General features: G+C 64.2%; 12 protein-coding genes. 4 read left to right on the forward strand and 8 right to left on the reverse strand.

Annotated elements, in window-relative coordinates; translation table 11 throughout:
• Positions 1–17: 17 nt before the first annotated feature.
• The 8 genes from QN085_RS14925 to QN085_RS14960 all read right to left on the reverse strand — a co-directional run bounded on the left by QN085_RS14925 (position 18) and on the right by QN085_RS14960 (position 14,053).
• The gene (locus QN085_RS14925) at positions 18–1,505 is read right to left on the reverse strand and encodes an efflux transporter outer membrane subunit (protein ID WP_013972976.1); all 1,488 of its coding nucleotides are present in this window, start codon (positions 1,503–1,505) and stop codon (positions 18–20) included.
• Positions 1,502–4,609, reverse strand: a complete 3,108-nt coding sequence (locus QN085_RS14930) for an efflux RND transporter permease subunit (RefSeq protein WP_023662133.1) — start codon at positions 4,607–4,609, stop codon at positions 1,502–1,504. The genes QN085_RS14925 and QN085_RS14930 overlap by 4 nt, the downstream gene beginning before the upstream one ends.
• Entirely contained in the window at positions 4,606–7,704 is a 3,099-nt protein-coding gene (locus tag QN085_RS14935; protein WP_013972978.1) for an MdtB/MuxB family multidrug efflux RND transporter permease subunit, read from the reverse strand. Before QN085_RS14935 ends, QN085_RS14930 begins: the two co-directional genes overlap by 4 nt.
• The gene (locus tag QN085_RS14940) at positions 7,701–9,023 is read right to left on the reverse strand and encodes an MdtA/MuxA family multidrug efflux RND transporter periplasmic adaptor subunit (RefSeq protein ID WP_013972979.1); all 1,323 of its coding nucleotides are present in this window, start codon (positions 9,021–9,023) and stop codon (positions 7,701–7,703) included. The genes QN085_RS14935 and QN085_RS14940 overlap by 4 nt, the downstream gene beginning before the upstream one ends.
• A gap of 341 nt (positions 9,024–9,364) precedes the next feature.
• Entirely contained in the window at positions 9,365–9,865 is a 501-nt protein-coding gene (gene tpx / locus QN085_RS14945) for a thiol peroxidase (protein WP_285687029.1), read from the reverse strand.
• Positions 9,866–10,029: 164 nt separating this feature from the next.
• The gene (locus QN085_RS14950; protein WP_013972981.1) at positions 10,030–11,310 is read right to left on the reverse strand and encodes a serine/threonine transporter; all 1,281 of its coding nucleotides are present in this window, start codon (positions 11,308–11,310) and stop codon (positions 10,030–10,032) included.
• A gap of 295 nt (positions 11,311–11,605) precedes the next feature.
• Entirely contained in the window at positions 11,606–12,802 is a 1,197-nt protein-coding gene (locus QN085_RS14955) for an amino acid aminotransferase (RefSeq protein ID WP_013972982.1), read from the reverse strand.
• 225 nt (positions 12,803–13,027) lie between these two features.
• Positions 13,028–14,053, reverse strand: coding sequence for an Ldh family oxidoreductase (locus QN085_RS14960; protein WP_024087284.1), 1,026 nt, complete (start codon positions 14,051–14,053; stop codon positions 13,028–13,030).
• Positions 14,054–14,196: 143 nt separating this feature from the next.
• Here QN085_RS14960 and QN085_RS14965 point away from each other — a divergent pair, with 143 nt between their 5' ends.
• The 4 genes from QN085_RS14965 to QN085_RS14980 all read left to right on the forward strand — a co-directional run bounded on the left by QN085_RS14965 (position 14,197) and on the right by QN085_RS14980 (position 17,443).
• Positions 14,197–15,069: a MurR/RpiR family transcriptional regulator gene (locus QN085_RS14965; protein ID WP_013972984.1), complete on the forward strand. Its 873-nt coding sequence runs from the start codon at positions 14,197–14,199 to the stop codon at positions 15,067–15,069.
• 22 nt (positions 15,070–15,091) lie between these two features.
• Positions 15,092–15,844, forward strand: coding sequence for a transporter substrate-binding domain-containing protein (locus QN085_RS14970; protein ID WP_023661374.1), 753 nt, complete (start codon positions 15,092–15,094; stop codon positions 15,842–15,844).
• Between the two features lie 172 nt (positions 15,845–16,016).
• On the forward strand, positions 16,017–16,736 hold the full coding sequence (locus tag QN085_RS14975) for an ABC transporter permease (RefSeq protein WP_004376260.1): 720 nt from the start codon (positions 16,017–16,019) through the stop codon (positions 16,734–16,736).
• Positions 16,733–17,443 (forward strand): ABC transporter permease, encoded by a 711-nt coding sequence (locus QN085_RS14980; protein ID WP_004376258.1) that lies wholly within the window; start codon positions 16,733–16,735, stop codon positions 17,441–17,443. The genes QN085_RS14975 and QN085_RS14980 overlap by 4 nt, the downstream gene beginning before the upstream one ends.
• The last annotated feature ends 8 nt before the right edge of the window (positions 17,444–17,451 follow it).

Raw genomic sequence — 17,451 nt, forward strand, 5'->3', positions numbered from 1 at the left:
AAAGCACTGCCAATATTTCAGTCCTGCTCGGCAAACGCCTGTTCCGCATCCCAACCACCACCCAGCGCGGCAACCAGCTGCACACTGGCCACCAGGCGCCCTTGCAGCAGGTTCAACACACTGCGCTCGTTGCTCAGCGCCGTGGTCTGCACGTTGACCACATCCAGATAGCCGATCAGCCCGGCGCGGTACTGGTTCTCGGTCAGGCGCAGCGACTCGCGAGCGGCATCCAGTGCCTCCTGGCGCACCACCGCCTCATCGCCATACACCTTCAACTGCACCAGCAGGTTTTCCACTTCCTTGAAGCCGTCGAGCACGGTCTGGCGGTACTGCGCCACGGTCTGGTCATACACCGCCACCGTGCGGTCCACCTCGGCACTGCGCTTGCCGGCGTCGAACAAGGTCAGCGCCAGCTGTGGGCCCACCGACCAGTAGCGGTTGGGCAGTTCGATCCAGTTGCTGAAGCTGCTGCTGGAGTAACCGCCACTCATGCTCAGGCTCAGGTCCGGGAAATACGCCGCCCGCGACACGCCGATGTTGGCGTTGGCAGCCATCACGTTGCGCTCGGCCGCAGCGATGTCCGGGCGTCGCTCCAGCAACTGCGAAGGCAAGGCCACCGGAATTTGCGGCAGCGCTGGAATGGATTTGCTGTCGGCCAGGGCGAAGTCCGCCGGGGCCTTGCCCAGCAACACGGCAATGGCGTTCTCGAACTGCGCGCGCTGCCAGATCAGGTCGATCAGGTCGGCCTGGGTGCTCTTGAGCTGGGTACGCGCCTGGGCCACTGCATCCGGGCCGGCGACGCCGGCGCGATACTGGTTTTCGTTCATCCGCAGGGAACGTTCATAAGCTGCCACGGTGGCTTCCAACAGGCGTTTCTGCTCGTCGATCACCCGCAACTGCAGGTAGTTCTGCACCAGTTCCGACTGCTGGCTGAGGCGGATCGAGGCCAGGTCGGCCAGGCTGGCTTCGGCACTGGCTTCGTTGGCGTTCAGGGTCTCGCGCAGCTTGCCCCACAGGTCGATTTCCCAGCTGACGCCGAGCTGGGCGTTGTAGGTGTTGCGAATGCCGCTGCTGTTGTTGGACAGGCTCGAGCTGGAGCTACCGGTGCCCTGGGCCGAGCGGTTCTTGCCGACGCTCAGGTCCAGGCTGGGGAACAGCGCCGCCCGGCTGCTGCGCACCAGCGCCTGGGCCTGGCGATACTGGGCCTCCGATTGGGCCACGGTCTGGTTGCTGCGGTTGAGCTCTTCGACCAGTGCATTGAGCCCGGCATCGCCGTAGATTTCCCACCAGGCGCCGCGGGCGATGGCATCGGACGGCGTGGCCTGGGTCCAGCCTTCGGCGTGCTTGAACTGCGCCGTGCTGCTCAGCTCCGGGCGGTGGTAGTCCGGGCTCAGGGTGCAGGCGCTGAGCAAGGCGACGCACAACCCGGCGCCGAGCAGGCGCGAGCCACGCCCACGGGTCAGCGTCTGCAGGGCACGGTGAAGTGGGGTCTGGGCAAAAGTCATAGCGGGGTTTCCAGGGCGGCGTCGGTGCGCACGCCACGCCAACGGTTGAAACGGTGACGCAGGCGGTCCAGGTACAGGTAGACCACCGGTGTCGTGTAAAGAGTGAGGACCTGGCTGAACACCAGGCCGCCAATGATGGTCAGGCCCAGAGGCTGGCGCATTTCCGCGCCTTCGGCGCGGCTCAGCAGCAGCGGCAAGGCACCGAGGATGGCCGCCAGGGTAGTCATCAGGATCGGCCGCAGGCGCAGCAGGCAAGCCCGGCGGATCGACTCTTCCGGTGTCAGGCCCTGGTGGCGCTCCAGCTGCAAGGCCAGGTCGATCATCAGGATGGCGTTCTTCTTCACCACGCCGATCAGCAGGAACAGCCCCAGCAGCGAGATCAGGCTGAACTCGCCGCCGGTGACGTACAGCGCCAGCAAGGCACCGACGCCGGCCGAGGGCAGTGTCGAGAGGATGGTCAGCGGGTGAATGTAGCTTTCGTAGAGAATGCCCAGCACCAGGTAGACCAGCACCAGCGCGCCAAGGATCATCAGCGGCTGGCCTTCCTGGGTCTTGGCAAAGGCATCGGCGGTACCGCCGAGCTTGGCGATCACCTCCTCGGGCAAGCCCAGCTTGGCCACCGCACGCTCCAGCGCCGCCATGGCCTGGTCGGGGCTGTAGCCTTCGGCGACGTCGAAGGCGATGCTTTCGGCGGCGAACTGGCCTTCGTGGCTGACCCGGTCGTTGGCCAGGCTGTTCTCGTAGTGGGCGATGGTCGACAGCGGTACGCGGGCACCGTCGGCGGTAATCACCTGCACCTGCTCGAGGGTGCTTGGGTCCCAGGCGTACTTCGGGTTGATCTCGAGCACTACCTGGTACTGGTTGAGGCTGTCGTAGATGGTGGAGATCTGCCGCTGGCTATAGGCGTTGTTCAGCACCGAGGTGACCATGTCCATGTCGATGCCCAGGCGCTTGGCCTGGTCACGGTCGACCACCAGGGTCACCTGCTGGGTGCCGGCACCGTCGCGGGCGTCGATGGCAGTCAGTTGCGGCAGTGCACGCAGCGCCGCCACCACTTTCGGGAACCATTCGCGCAGGGCCGCCAGGTCTCCGCTCTGCAGGGAGTACAGGTACTGCGAAGAGGTCTGGTCACGGCCCCCGCCGCCCAGTTGCAGGTCCTGGTCGGCCATCAGGAACAGGCGCCCGCCGGGTACCTTGGGCATTTCCTTGCGCAGGCGTTCGATCACCTTCTGGGCGTCGAGCTTGCGCTCGCTGATCGGCTTCAGGCGCACCAGCACAAAGGCATTGTTGGTCCCGCTGTTGCCACCGATGAAGCCGGCAACGCTCTGCACTGCCGGGTCGGCCAGCAAGGCGCGGCGGTAGATTTCCATTTTCGGCTGCATGACGCTGAACGACAGGCCATCGTCGCCACGGATGAAGCCTATCAGCTGGCCGGTATCCTGCTGCGGCATCAGCGTTTTCGGCACCACCACGTACAGGGCGATGTTGATGCCGATGGTGGCCAGCAGGCTGATCAGCGTCAGGCGTTTGTGGCGCAAGGCCCAGCCCAGGCTGCGATCATAGGCATCGACCATGCGCTGGTGCAGCTGTTCGCTCCAGCGCTGCAGACGTGTCGGCTCGGCCTGGTGCGGTTTGAGCCAGCGGGCGCACAGCATCGGCGTGAGGGTCAGCGACACCACCAGCGACACAATGATCGCCGCCGCCAGGGTGATGGAGAACTCCTGGAACAGGTTGCGCACGATGCCACCCATGAACAGGATGGAGACGAATACCGCCACCAGCGACACGTTCATCGACAGCAAGGTGAAACCCACTTCCTTGGCGCCCAGGAAGGCCGCTTTCATAGGCGGTTGGCCGTCCTCGATGTGCCGGGATATGTTCTCCAGCACCACGATGGCATCGTCCACCACCAGGCCAGTGGCGAGGATCAGCGCCATCAGCGACAGGTTGTTGAGCGAGAAGCCGCACAGGTACATGACCGCGAAGGTGCCCACCAGTGACACCGGCACCGCCAGGCTGGGGATCAGCGAAGCACGCAGGCTGCCGAGGAACAGGTAGACCACCAGGATCACCAGCACCACGGCGATCAGCAGGGTGTGCTCGGCTTCCTTGAGGGTTGCCTTGATCACTGGCGAACGGTCCATGGCCACGTTCAGTTGCACGCTGGCCGGCAGCAGCGACTGCAGGGCCGGCAACTGCGCCTTGATCTGGTCGACCGTTTCAATGATGTTGGCGCCTGTCTGGCGGTTGACCACCAGCAGCACCGCGCTCTGGTCATTGAAGAAGCCGCTGTTGTAGCGGTTCTCGACGCCGTCGGTGATGGTCGCCACGTCGGAAAGGCGCAGGATGGTGCCGTTCTGCTGGCGGATCACCACGGGCTCGTAGTCCTTGGCGCTTTCCAGCTGGTCATTGGCACGCACCTGCCAGTTGCGCTCGGCGTCCTCGACAAAGCCCATCGGCCGGCGCTGGTTGGCGTTGGACACCGCAGTGCGCACTTCATCCAGCGACACGCCGTACTGGTTGAGCAATTGCGGCTCGACGGCAATGCGCACCGCCGGCAGCGAACTGCCGCCGATCTGCACCTCCCCTACCCCGGGCACCTGGGCCAGGCTCTGCGACAGGATGGTGTCGGCCAGGTCGTACAACTGGCCCTTCTGCAGCACGTCCGAAGTCAGCGACAGCACCATGATCGGTGCCTGCGACGGGTTGATCTTCTTGTAGGTGGGCATGCTGCGCATACCGCTGGGCAGCAGGTTGCGGGTGGCGTTGATCGCCGCCTGCACCTCGCGCGCCGCTCCGTCGATGTCGCGGCCCATCTCGAAGCCGATGATCACCCGTGTGGAGCCTTGGTTGGAGCTGCTGGTCAGGGTGGTCACGCCGGCAATGCTGCCCAGCTTGCGCTCCAGCGGCGTGGCCACGGTGGACGCCATCACTTCCGGGCTGGCGCCTGACAGGTTGGCCGACACCACGATTACCGGGAAGTCCATCTGTGGCAGCGGTGCCACCGGCAACAGGCCGAAGCTGACCCCGCCCAGCAGCATGATCGCCAGGCTCAACAGCATCGTCGCAACGGGGCGACGGATGAAAGGACCGGACAGGTTCATGCCTCGGCCTGCTTCACGTCAGTGGCCGGGCGCCAGCGGCGGGCCAGGCGGTCGAAGTACAGGTAGATGACCGGGGTGGTGAACAGCGTCAGCACCTGGCTGACCAGCAACCCGCCGACCATCACCAGGCCCAGCGGCTGGCGCAGCTCGGCGCCGGAACCGGTGGCGAGCATCAGCGGCACGGCGCCGAACAGCGCGGCCAGGGTAGTCATCAGGATCGGCCGGAAGCGCAGCAGCGCCGCCTGGTAGATGGCATCGCGCGGGCTCATGCCCTGCTGGCGCTCGGCCTCGAGGGCGAAGTCGATCATCATGATCGCGTTCTTCTTGACGATGCCGATCAGCAGGATGATGCCGATGATGGCGATCATGCCCAGGTCGTTGCCGCTGATGAGCAAGGCCAGCAAGGCGCCGACCGCTGCCGACGGCAGGGTCGAAAGAATGGTCACCGGGTGGATGTAGCTCTCGTACAGCACGCCCAGCACGATGTACATGGTCACCACCGCCGCCAGGATCAACAGCAAGGTGCTCGACAGCGATGCCTGGAAGGCCTCCGCCGCGCCCTGGAAGCGGGTCTGCACGCCCAGCGGCATGCCGATGTCCTTCTGCACCTGCTCGATCACCTGCACCGCCTTGCCCAGCGAAGCGCCGTGGGCCAGGTTGAACGACAAGGTCACCGCCGGGAACTGACCGATGTGGGAAATGGCCAGCTGGGCCTGGCGCTGCTCGATGCGCGCCAGCGCCGACAGGCGCACCTGGCCGCCATCGGTGGCCTTGACGTGGATCGACTCCAGCGCCTGCGGGCCGATCACCGCCGCATCCTGCGACTGCAGCACCACGCGGTACTGGCTGGCCTGGGTGTAGATGGTCGAGATCTGACGCTGGCCGAAGGCGTCATACAGGGCGTTGGTGATTTGCGACACGCTGATGCCCAGGCGGCCGGCCATGTCGCGGTCGATCACCAGGTAAACCTGCAGGCCCTTGTCCTGCAGGTCGCTGGCCACGTCGGCCAGTTCCGGGCGTTGCTGCAACGCCTGCACCAGCTTGCCGCTCCACTGCGCCAGCAGGTCGGCGTCGGGCGACGAGAGGCTGAACTGGTACTGGGTCCGGCTGACCCGGTCCTCGATGCTCAGGTCCTGCACCGGCTGCATGAACAGGCGGATGCCCACCAGCCGATCGACTTGTGGCTGCAGGCGGTTGATCACCTCGCTGGCAGTGACATCACGCTCGCCATGGGGTTTGAGGTTGATCAGCAGGCGGCCGCTGTTGAGCGTGGCGTTGTCGCCATCGACACCAATGTAGGACGACAGGCTCTGCACCGCCGGGTCCTGCAGGATCACCTTGCTCAGCGCCTGCTGGCGTTCGCTCATGGCGGCGAACGAGGTGGACTGCGGCGCTTCGGAAATGCCCTGAATCACCCCGGTGTCCTGTACCGGGAAGAAGCCCTTGGGCACCACCATGTACAGGAATACGGTGAGCGCCAGGCTGGCCACGGCCACCAGCAGCGTCAGCGGCTGGCGCTTGAGGACCCACTGCAGGGCGCTACCGTAGTGCCTGATCAGCCAGTCGATCCAGGCGCCACTGGCGCGGTAGAACCGGCCCTGTTCCTCTTCCCTGGGCTCGCGCTTGAGCAGGCGCGCGCACATCATCGGCGTGAGGGTCAGCGATACCACCAGGGAAATCAGGATGGCCACCGCCAGGGTGATGGCAAACTCGCGGAACAGGCGGCCGACCACATCGGCCATGAACAGCAGCGGGATCAGTACCGCAATCAGCGAGAAGGTCAGCGAGATCAGGGTGAAGCCGATTTGCCGGGCGCCCTTGAGCGCCGCCTGCATGGGCGTCTCGCCCTCCTCGATGTGCCGGGAGATGTTCTCCAGCATGACGATGGCGTCGTCGACCACGAAACCGGTGGCGATGGTCAGGGCCATCAGGGTCAGGTTGTTGACCGAGAAACCGGCCAGGTACATCACGCCGAAGGTACCGATCAGCGACAACGGCACGGCGATCGACGGGATGAGCGTGGCGCTGAAACGGCGCAGGAAGACGAACGTGACCATTACCACCAGGGCGATGGCGATCAGCAGTTCGTGCTGCACGTCCTTGACCGCGGCGCGGATGGTCTGGGTGCGGTCGGTGAGCACCGACACATCGAGGCCGGCCGGCAGGTTGTCGGTGATCGACGGCAGCAAGGCCTTGATGCGGTCGACCACTTCGATGACGTTGGCGCCCGGCTGGCGCTGGATGTTCAGCAGCACGGCGTGGTTTTCGTTGGCCCAGGCAGCCAGGCGCTCGTTTTCGGCGCCGTCGACGATTTCTGCAACATCCTTCAGACGCAGAGGCGCGCCATTGTTGTAGGCCAGGATCAGGTTGGCATATTCCTCAGGGGAACGCAGCTGGTCGTTGGCGTCGAGCATCGACACCCGGGTCGGGCCGTCGAAGTTGCCCTTGGGCTGATTGACGTTGGAAGCGCCGATCAGGGTGCGTACGTCCTCCAGGTTCAGGCCGTTGGCGGCCAGGGCATCGACGTTGACCTTGATCCGCACCGCCTGGCGCTGGCCACCAGCGATGCTGACCATGCCCACACCGCTGATCTGTGCGAGCTTCTGTGCCACACGGGTATCGACCAGGTCGTTGAGCTTGGGCAGCGGCATGGTCTTGCTGGAGATGGCCAGGGTCAGCACCGGGGTGTCGGCCGGGTTGACCTTGTTGTACACCGGCGGCGCCGGAAGGTCGCTGGGCAGCAGGTTGCTGGCGGCGTTGATCGCGGCCTGCACCTGTTGCTCGGCAACGTCCATGTTCATGTCGAGGTTGAAGCGCAAGGTCAGCACCGAGGCGCCGCCGGAGCTGGTCGAGGCCATCTGCTCCAGGCCTGGCATCTGGCCGAACTGACGTTCGAGCGGCGCGGTAACCGCGCTGGTCATGACCTGCGGGCTGGCGCCTGGGTACAGGGTCATGACCCGGATGGTCGGGTAATCCACCTGCGGCAATGCGGAAACCGGCAGCAGCTTGTAGGCGATCAGGCCGGCCAGGACGATGGCCAGCATGCTCAGCGTGGTGGCAACCGGCCGCAGGATGAACAGACGCGAGAGGTTCATGCGCCCGCCTTGCCTGCTGCGCTACCAGGCTGTGCTTCACCGGGCTGCACATCGCCAGTGCTTGCCGAACCCTTGGCTTCCTGGCCTTGCAGGTGCTGGCCCGGGGTGGTCGGCACTTGCGAGCTGTCTTCGACAACTTCCACCTTGGTGCCTTCGCGCAGGCGGTCGGTGCCTTCCAGCACCAGGCGTTCGCCGGCCTTGAGGCCCTCGAGAATGACGCTGTTCTCGCCGTCGCTGGCGCCAACCTTGAGCTTGCGGATATTGACCGTGTTCTGGTCATTGACCACGTAGGCGAAGGAGCCGTCATTGCCGAACTGGATGGCCGCCGCCGGGGCCATGGTCACCTGCTTGAGGGTGTCGGCCAGCAGGCGCACGTTGACGAACTGGTTGGGGAACAGGGCCAGGTCCTTGTTCTCGAAGCGGCCCTTGAACTTGAGGGTGCCGGTGGTGGTGTCGATCTGGTTGTCGATGCTGCCCAGCACGCCGGTGGACTGCAGCTTGCTGTCACTGCGGTCCCAGGCCTCGACCGGCAGGCTGGCGCCGCTGCGGTAACGTTCCAGCACGGTGCTCAACTCGGTTTCCGGCAGGGTGAAGGCAACGCTGATCGGCTCGGTCTGGGTGATCACCACCAGCGCGGTGGTGTCGTTGGCCGCCACCAGGTTGCCCAGGTCGAGCTGGCGCAGGCCTACGCGGCCGTTGATCGGCGCGCGGATCTGGGTGAAGTCCAGATTCAGGCGGGCGTCGTTGACCTGCGCCTGGTTGGTCTTCACCAGCCCCTGGAACTGTGCCACCTGCGCTTCGGCGGTGTCGAGAGTTTGCTTGGCAATGCTGTCTTCGGCGTACAGGCCTTTATAGCGGGCCAGGTCGACCTGGGCGTTCTTCAGTTGCGCCTGGTTCTGCGCCAGGGTGCCCTCGGCCTGCTGCAGGGCAATGCGGTACGGGCGCGGGTCGATTTCGGCGAGCAGGTCGCCGGCCTTGACCTGCTGGCCTTCCTTGAAGTGGATCTTGACCAGCTCGCCGGCCACGCGGCTGCGCACGTTGACGGTGTTGGTCGCGGTGACTGTGCCCAGGGCCTTGTAGTACAGCGGGAAGTCGCCCACCCGCACCGGCTCGACGCGCACCGGCACCGGGTCGCTGGAGCCGCCGAAGCCCGGGCGACCGCCCATCATGCCCATGCCCTTGCCACCGCGCCCGCTACCGGCTTCTTTATGCGCAGGCGTCGCTGCGGGCCACAGCCACCAGGCCAGTGCAGCCACCAGCAGCAGGATCAGCAGGCCGACGAGCCAGCGACGAGGGGAGCGGGAATTGGACACTTGCATGGGTTGAACGAACCTTGTTCGGAATGACGGCTTGGGGAGAATGAACGATAAGCACTGGCATCGTTTTAGCAAAGCGCCTTTACCAGAGGTTTACCTTTGCCTGACGTTGCCAAGAGGTTGAACTTTAAATGAAAACGGCCCGGAAAGCGTTCCGGGCCGTTTACAGGGTGTTGCTTGAGCGGTGGCGGGCTGAAAGGTTTCGGTTGCCTGTGCCGGCCCCTTCGCGGGTAAACCCGCTCCCACAGGGATATCACAGCTTTTGAAACCTGTGCCGTACCTGTAGGAGCGGGTTTACCCGCGAAGAGGCCGGTACAGGACTCAGCCGACCTACCCCACAACCCTTACTTCAGCACAGCCAGAGCTGCGTCGTAGTTCGGCTCATCAGCGATTTCGCCAACCAGCTCGCTGTGCAGCACCTTGTCGTTTTCGTCCAGCACCACCACGGCACGGGCAGCCAGGCCGGCCAGCGGGCCATCGGCGATGGCCACGCCGTAGTTTTCGAGGAACTCGCGGCCACGCAGGGTCGACAGGTTCTTCACGTTGTCCAGGCCTTCGGCGCCGCAGAAGCGTGCCTGAGCGAACGGCAGGTCGGCGGAGATGCACAGCACCACGGTGTTGGCCACATCGTTGGCCTGGGCGTTGAACTTGCGCAAGGAGGTTGCGCAGGTCGGGGTGTCGACGCTCGGGAAGATGTTCAGCACCTTGCGCTTGCCGGCGAAGTCTTTCAGCGACTTGTCAGCCAGACCTTCACCGACCAGGGAGAAAGCCGGAGCCTGGGCGCCGGCTTTCGGCAGCTCGCCGTTGACCTGAACCGGGTTGCCTTTGAGAGTCACTTGAGCCATGACGAAATCCTTATGCGGGTTTGAAAAGGACACTGAGTTAAGCATGAAGGCGGCCGGGTGCCTATGGGGGCAGTGAAATTGTTCTATTACCGGACAATTCTTGTGGACAAAAAAATGCCCGGGTGGCTACAAGCGCCCCGGGCATTACTTTTGCGGATGGCGTATCAGCCCAGCAGGCCGTATACCACCGAGGTCAGCGCAACCAGGCCGACGACTACCACGAACACGTTGGAGGCAGCACCGCTGTACTTGCGCATGGATGGCACGCGGCGAATGGCGTACATCGGCATCAGGAACAGCAACACCGCGAGGATGGGGCCACCGAGCGACTCGATCATGCCGAGGATGCTCGGGTTGAGGGTGGCGACAATCCAGCACACCACCAGCATCAGCGCGGCAACCACCCGGTCCAGGGTCTTGGCCGCCGGGCGTGCACCGGCCTTGGTGATGATGCCCTTCAGGCCTTCGCTGGCGCCGATGTAGTGGCCGAGGAACGACTTGGCAATGGCCACGAAGGCGATCAGCGGTGCAGCGAACGCGATGGTCGGGTTGCTGAAGTGGTTGGCCAGGTACGACAGGATCGACAGGTTCTGCGCCTTGGCCTCGGCCAGCTGGGCGCTGCTCAGGGTGAGCACGCAGCTGAACACGAAGAACAGCACCATCACCACCATCAGCAGGTGGGCACGGCGCAGGATCTGGCCGCTACGCTCATCGGCATGCTCGCCGTAGCGGCGCTTCTGGTCGACGGCAAAGGCGGAGATGATCGGCGAGTGGTTGAACGAGAACACCATCACCGGAATCGCCAGCCACAGGGTGTGCAGGAAGGCCGAAGCTGGTGGTACCTGGGTGGCGCTGTCGAGAATGCCACCGGTCCAGTGCGGCACCAGGTACAGGCCCAGCAATGCCAGGGCGACGATGAACGGGTAGACCAGCAGGCTCATGACCTTGACCGTGGCCTGCTCCCCGCAGCGCACGATGGCCAGCAGGCCGAGAATCAGCACGAACGACAGGATGGCCCGTGGCGGCGGCTGCATGTGCAACTGGTGCTCCATGAAGCTGGACACGGTGTTGGTCAGCGCCACGCTATAGATAAGCAGGATCGGGAAGATCGCGAAGAAGTACAGCACGGTGATCGAGGCGCCGGCGGTAATGCCGAAGTGCTCCTTGACCACTTCGGTGATATCGCCGTCATTGCGCCCGGAAAGGACGAAACGGGTCAGCCCGCGGTGAGCGAAATAGGTCATCGGGAAGGCCAGCATGGCCAGGATCAGCAACGGCCAGAAGCCGCCAAGGCCGGCGTTGATCGGCAGGAACAGGGTTCCGGCGCCGATCGCTGTGCCGAACAGGCCCAGCATCCAGGTGGTGTCGTGACGCGACCAGCTGCCGAGGGTGGCGGGGGTCGATTCTGCAAAGCGTTGTTCAACGCTTGGGGCCTGCTCATTCATTCCGGGTGAAGCTCCACTCGCAAGACTGCAACAGGCTGAGAATGGCGAAATAGACGTTTCGCCCAACTCAACCGAAAAAGGGAGCGCGATTGTGCACGGAAAGGTTGCACTTGCGAAGCCCTTTTCCGAGGAGCGGTTGCACTTGTCTTTACAAGCGGATTGCAACCAGAGGCTGCATGCAGCCTGATCGCCGGCAAGCCGGCTCCCACACCGACCGCGCAGTGCTTGAGCCTTGCGCTATCTCTGTGGGAGCCGGCTTGCCGGCGAAAGGGCCGCAAAGCGGCCCCGTGCGGTGTTACTTCTGGACGGCGGCGAAGGCTTCGGCAACCCGTTGCAGGTTGGCCGGGCGCAGGCCGGACATGCATACGCGGCCGCTGTCGATCAGGTACACGCCGAACTCGTCACGCAGGCGGCGCACCTGCTCGACGCTGAAGCCGGTGTAGCTGAACATGCCGCGCTGGCGCAGGAAGAACTGGAAGTCCTGGCCTGGCAGCAGCACGGCCAGGGCATCGACCAGCGCCTGGCGCATGTCGAGGATACGTTTGCGCATCACTTCGACTTCCTCGGCCCACTGGGCATTGAGGGCCGCATCGTTGAGCACGCCAGCGACCAGCTGGGCGCCGAAGTTGGGCGGGCTGGAGTAGTTGCGGCGCACGGTAGCCTTCAGCTGGCCGAGCACGCTCTGGGCAGTGGCTTCATCGTCGCAGACCACCGACAGGCCGCCGACACGCTCGCCGTACAGCGAGAAGATCTTCGAGAACGAGTTGCTGACCAGGCACGGCACGCCGGCGCGGGCCATTTCGCGGATGGCGTAGGCGTCTTCCACCAGGCCTTCGGCGAAGCCCTGGTAGGCGATGTCGAGGAACGGGATCAGTTGGCGTGCCTTGACCACTTCAACCACCTGTTGCCACTGGTGCTGTTCCAGGTCGGCACCGGTGGGGTTGTGGCAGCACGGGTGCAGCAGCACCACGCTGTTGGCCGGCAGGGTCTGCAGGGTAGCCAGCATGCCTTCGAAGTCCACGCCACGGGTGGCCTGGTCGAAGTACGGGTAGGTGTGCACCTTGAAGCCGGCGCCTTCGAAGATGGCGCGGTGGTTGTCCCAGGTCGGGTTGCTGACCCAGACTTCGGACTGCGGGAAGTAGCGCTTGAGGAAGTCGGCGCCGACTTTGAGGGCGCCGGAACCGCCTACGGTCTGCACGGTGGCCACACGCCCGCCGGTAACAGCCGGGTGATCGGCACCGAACAGCAGCGCCTGGATCGCCTGGCGGTAGCTGGCCAGGCCTTCCATCGGCAGGTACAAAGAGGCTTCGTGGTCCTGGCCGGCGATGCGTTTCTCCACCGCATCCACAGCCGCCAGCTGCGGCACCACGCCGGCCTCATCGTAGTACAGGCCGATACTCAGGTTGACCTTGTCGGCGCGCGGGTCGGCCTTGAAGGTTTCCATCAACGAGAGGATCGGGTCGCCGGCATAGGCATCGACATGTTTGAACACAGCGTGCAGCTCCTTGGATCAGGACAGTTCGAAAAGGCAGCCCTGAGCATACCCGGAGTGCGGGCTCAGGAACATCAACTATTGTGCAAGGTTGTCTATGCAACATTGCATGGCTGAGGATTGGTGCTGGATTCTTCGCGGGTAAACCCGCTCCCACAGGTCATGCACAATTTTCGAAGCCTGTGATAACCCTGTGGGAGCGGGTTTACCCGCGAAGAGGCCGGGTCAGCCAAGCAATTCTTTCAGGCCTTGCAATTCCTGCTCGGTCACCGCCACCCCCTCCTCCTCGGCCACCTCGCGCTCGCGGTAACGCCGCTCGCCCGGCATGCGCGTCAGCCCTACCGCCTGCATCTGCTCGACCAGCTCGCGGCTGCGCTGGGCAAAACGTTCGCCCTCGGCCTTGTTCGGGTCGATGACGATGATCAACTGCCCGGTCCACGGCGTCTTCGCCCCCGGGTGCCCCGACCAGTCGAACTCCCAGGAAAAATTCCCGCCGGTCAGCGCCGCCGCCAGCAACTCGACCATCATCGACAAGGCCGAGCCCTTGTGCCCGCCAAATGGCAGCAACGCGCCGCCTTCCAGAATCGCCTTGGGGTCGGTTGTCGGCTCACCATTGGCATCCACCCCCATGCCCTGCGGCAATTGCTGGCCAGCACGCGCGGCAATCTGCACGTCGCCATGGGCCATGGCGCTGGTGGCCATGTCGAAGACGATCGGGTCATGTTCGGCGCAAGGTGCGGCAAAGGCGATGGGGTTGGTGCCGAACAGCGGCTTGCGGGCGCCGTGCGGCACCACACAGGTCATGCTGTTGACCACGCTCAGGGCTACCAGGCCTTCGTCGGCGAAAGGCTCCACATCCGGCCACAGCGCGGCGAAGTGGTGCGAGTTGTGGATCGCCAGCACGGCGATGCCAGCGTTGCGCGCCTTCGCCACCAGAAGTTCACGGGCCGCCGCCAGCGCCGGCTGGGCGAAGCCGCCTGCGGCATCGACACGAACATAACCGGGCGCCACGTCGCTGACCTTCGGCGTGGCCTGGCCATCGACCCAGCCGCTGGCCAATGTCGAAACATAGCCGGGCATGCGGAACACCCCATGGCTATGGGCACCATCGCGCTGGGCGCTGGCGCAGTTGTGGGCCAGCACCCGGGCCACGCTTTCGCTGCAGCCATGGCGCTGGAAAATGCTCTGCAACAGGCCCTGCAGCTCGGTAAAAGGCACACGCACGACAGTGCTGGTGGAAGGTGCGGACATCTGAAGCTCCTTGTTGGAATTGGAATGGCTACAGCGTTGCAACGACAAAAACTTTCCTGCATGTGACAGCTATCTGTCAAATGTTGACTTGATGACAGAAAACAGCCATTTTCTTTCGCAAGCCTTACCCCTGGAGCCGCAGCATGAGCCAACCGATCAAGCAACGCCTGGAAAACAGCCTCGAAGGGGCCGCTGCTTCGGGCCGCAAGATCGCCACCTACATGCTCGCCAACCTGCATGAACTGCCGTTCCAGACCTCGGCCAGCATTGCCGTCAAGCTGGGCGTCAGCGAATCCAGCGTCGGCCGTTTCTGCCGTTCATTGGGTTATGCCCATCTCAAGGCGTTGAAGCAAGACCTGCAGAACGACCTGGGCGATGGCCCGTGGCTGGTGGGCGACCGCCTGCAAGATTACCGCCAGAACCAGAACGCCAGCGACAACGCCGGCAGCCTGGAGCTGGAAATCGCCGCGCTGGTGCGCGTGCACGAGTATCGCCAGAGCAGCGCCTGGCACAGCGTCGCGCAGCGCCTGGCAAGCAAGCAGCGGGTGTTCATTGCCGGCTTCCAGACCGAGCGCGGCATCGCCATGTGCATGAGCCACCTGCTGCAGTACCTGCGCGATGGCGTGCAGCTGGTGGATATGAGTGCCGGGCACTTTGGCGAAGTATTGCTGGGCCGCGCCGAAGACAGCGCCCTGGTGGTGTTCGAAGCCCGCCGTTATTCCCGCCATGCCCTGCTGTTGTGCCAGAAGGCGCGCGAGGCTGGCATAGCGGTCACCCTGGTGACCGACACCTTCTGTGACTGGGCCGATGCCAACGCCGACGAGGTGTTCCGCATTCCCACCGAGTTCAACCTGTTCTGGGAGTCCACCTCGACCATGCTGTCGTGGGTGCACCTGATGGTCAACGAGGTCTGCAAGAAGCTCGGGCCGGATGTTGAAAAGCGCTTGGAAGCAACTGCCGCTCTACATAACGAATTCGTCGGCTACACCTCGTGGTCGACGGGAAAACAACAATAGCAAGAGTGCAATGAGGTGCGAGATGAAAAAGACCATGGCCTTGGTGGGTGCGTGCGCCCTGCTGCTGTCGGGTGCCGCCAGTGCCGAAACCCTGCGCTTCGCCACCGAGGGCGCCTACCCGCCCTTCAACTATGTCGACGCCAATAACCAGTTGCACGGCTTCGACGTCGACATCACCCACGCCCTGTGCGAACAGATGAAAGTCGAGTGCACGCTGGTGGCCCAGGACTGGGAAGGCATCATCCCGGCGCTGATGGCACGCAAGTACGACGCGGTGGTCGCGTCGATGATCAATACCGAAGAACGGCGCAAGAAGATCGCCTTCACCGACCACTACTACCGCACCCCGCTGACCGTTGCCGTGGCCAAGGACAGCAAGATCAACGACGCCCAGACCACCTTCGACGGCTACACCGTTGGCGCCCAGTCGTCCTCCACCCAGGCCATCTACGCCGAAGACGTCTACGCCAAGGCCGGTGCCGACGTGAAACTGTACCCGACCATGGACGAAGCCAACGCCGACCTGGCCGCGGGCCGCCTGGATGGCGTAATTGCCGACAAATTCCCACTGAACGAGTGGATGACCAAGAACGGCGGGGACTGCTGCAAGATCCTCGGCGACGTGGCCAACACCAAGGCCGATGCCGCCATTGCCGTGCGCAAGGACGACGAAGCCCTGCGCCAGCGCCTGAACACCGCGCTGCAGCAGATCGTCGCCAACGGCACCTACCAGAAGATCGCCAGCAAATACTTCGCTTTCGATATCTACAACTGATCTTCAGGAAGTTTTGCGCACCCCCTGTGGGAGCGGCCTTGCGTCGCGAAAGGGTCGCGCAGCGGCCCCGGCAATCTGTGCAGTTGCATGAATCCTGGGGCCGCTACGCAGCCCTTTCGCGACGCAAGGCCGCTCCCACAGAGATCGCACCTACCCGCCCAAGGGGTTTGTCATGCTCGATCAATTGTCCTTGCTGTCCTTCGCCAGTGGAGGCTGGGGCCAGGCGCTGCTGGCCGGCGCCCTGGTCACCGTTTCCCTGGCCCTGGCCTGCCTGCCCATCGGCCTGCCGCTGGGCCTGGTGGTCGCCCTTGCAGCACGCTCGCGCAAGCGCTTGCCGCGTGCCTGGGCCACCACCTTCTCCACTGTGTTCCGTGGCCTGCCCGAACTGCTGACGCTGCTGATCATCTATTACGGCTGCCAGATCGCCGCACAGAAAATTCTCGCAGCCATGGGCTACCAGGGTGAGTTCCTGATCAATACCTTCCTCGCCGCGATGATCGCCTTCAGCCTGGTGTTCGCCGCGTTCTCCAGCGAGATCTGGCTGGCAGCCTTCAAGACCCTGCCCAAGGGCCAGCTGGAAGCCTGCTCGGCGCTGGGCCTGAGCAAGCGCACCGGCTTCTTCAAGGTGCTGCTGCCGCAATTGACCCGCATCGCCCTGCCCGGCCTGTCCAACAACTGGCTGTCGCTGCTCAAGGACACCTCGCTGGTATCCACCATCTCGCTGGTCGACCTGATGCGCCAGACCAACCTGGCCGTCAGCGTGACCAAGGAGCCGATGTTCTTCTATGGCGTCGCCTGCCTGGGCTACCTGCTGTTCGCCGCCATTTCCGGGCGCGTGTTCGCCTTCATCGAACGGCGCAGCAACCGCCACCTGCAAGGAGCACGCGCATGAGCTTCGAACAACTGCTGGCGCTGGTACTCGACCCCGACCTGCTGGAACGCTACGGCCCACGCTTCCTCGATGGCCTGCTGGTAACGGCCAAGCTGGTGGCGATTTCCTTCAGCCTGGGTGCCGTGCTCGGCCTGTTGCTGGCCCTGGCGCGCATGTCGCGCAGCCTGCTGCTGCAGCGCATGGCCGCCGGCTATGTGTACTTCTTCCGCGGCTCGCCGCTGCTGGCCCAGCTGTTCCTTCTGTATTACGGCCTGGGTTCGCTCAAAGGCTTCTGGCAGGACGTCGGCCTGTGGTGGTTCTTCCGCGAGGCGTGGTTCTGCACCCTGCTGGCGTTCACCCTGAACACCGCCGCCTACCAGGCCGAGATCTTCCGCGGCAGCCTGATGGCCGTCGCCCCCGGCCAGCATGAGGCGGCGCGGGCGCTGAACCTGAAGCGCTCGACCACCTTTTTCAAGGTGATCCTGCCGCAGTCGCTGCTGGTGGCCATCGGCCCGCTGGGCAACGAACTGATCCTGATGATCAAGGCCAGCGCGATCGCCTCGCTGGTGACCATCTACGACCTCATGGGCGTGACCAAACTGGCCTTCTCGCGCAGTTTCGACTTCCAGATCTACCTGTGGGCCGCCGTGCTCTACCTGCTGATCGTCGAACTGGTGCGGCGCCTGCTGAAACACCTGGAAGCCCGCTTGGGCCGCCACCTGAACTGACCGAAGGA

Origin of the sequence: Pseudomonas sp. M2(2023) (genome assembly GCF_030263955.1) — a bacterium.
Classification (GTDB): domain Bacteria; phylum Pseudomonadota; class Gammaproteobacteria; order Pseudomonadales; family Pseudomonadaceae; genus Aquipseudomonas; species Aquipseudomonas asiatica.